This window comes from Microcystis sp. M53603_WE2 (assembly GCF_030065435.1).
Genome location: NZ_JASJFF010001250.1, coordinates 1 through 1,269 on the forward strand (window position 1 = coordinate 1; position 1,269 = coordinate 1,269).

Consider the following 1,269-nt stretch of genomic DNA (forward strand, 5'->3'; position numbering starts at 1 on the left):
AATTTCTTCGGCTAAATGACTAACATTGACCATGATCTGATCAAAGCCATGCTGTCGCAACAGTTCCAACAAAAACTCCATCACCGGCTTTTGTAAAATCGGGATCAGGGGTTTGGGAATCGTATGGGTAATCGGACGGACGCGAGTTCCTTTGCCAGCCGCCAAAATCATGGCTTTCATTGATGTTTATTTCCTTTTGCGATCGAGGTTTGTAGTTAAATCATGCCTAGTGTATCATTACTGGCTCGGAATCAGTGGTTATCGATCCTCTTGGGGGTACCTCGAAAAATAGATTTACTTCAGCATTGCACCGCCTGAAACCCTGATCAAACCTTGGTTTACTCTCAATTAGTGCGAAGATTTTCTCAATAAGTCCAATTGATCGAGCTACCCCTTGAGTAATTGATAACGGGAAAAAGTGAGAGATTTAACCCAGATTACACTGATGGACAAAATTAACAAATTAACTTTGCTGTAACTCATACTACTCAGTCCTCTAGGCTAAGATGATCAAAAAAACGCAAGTTTTTAAATTGATGGGCAAAAAAAGTTTAATTTTAGCCAATAACCAAGGCGTTATGTCTAGGCTACCTCGAAAAATCGAATTTTGAGGGACGGAGCGCCTTGTTAGTTCTTGAAAATAATTCCCTCTTCATCAATGTAGATCAAGGAGATTTCCTCGACCAACACTTTGTTAACAAAATCTTTTATTCGAGGTGTCCTTGAGCATTAGATCAACCTAGACTCCTTGCCTAATTTCCCCAACAATCCGGTTAACCCCAAGAAGTCTAGGCGAAAAATGGTGAGCAAAAATTTGACTACTTGAGATATTGACACTCCCGTCGCGCTTATGCGAGGGATTCTTGGTTCACTGACTCAAGTTGTCTTAGCAGGTATTGCTACCAACCAAAATAGAGCTTAAATCTCCCCAAGCGTTTAGGTCTGACGACCAGCTTCCGATATGCCCTATCGTAGCTTTTTTGAGTATATTTAATGCCGCCATCTTGTCCCTATCTTCTATATACCCACACAAACAAACATGAGTTCTAACTGATAGAGACTTTTGGATTAACCGACCACAATTAAGGCATTCTTGACTTGTATAGGCTGGATTAACTGCAATAGTTAATCGGCCGTATTTAATGCCAAAATACTCTATCCATTTTCTTAATTGTGACCAACCAGCATCATTGATACTCTTAGCTAGTTTTCGATTACGCACAAGGTTCTTGACTTTTAAATCCTCGTAGGCTATCAAGTCGTTTGACT

The 1,269-nt window shown here is 40.3% G+C and carries 2 protein-coding genes; both read right to left on the reverse strand.

What is annotated here, in order from left to right; translation table 11 throughout:
* On the reverse strand, positions 1–180 hold a 180-nt coding region (locus PX481_RS26165; protein ID WP_288096872.1), incomplete at its 3' end, for a nucleotidyltransferase family protein.
* A gap of 706 nt (positions 181–886) precedes the next feature.
* Positions 887–1,269: RNA-guided endonuclease InsQ/TnpB family protein (locus PX481_RS26170; protein WP_288096874.1), on the reverse strand; the 383-nt coding region annotated here is incomplete at its 5' end.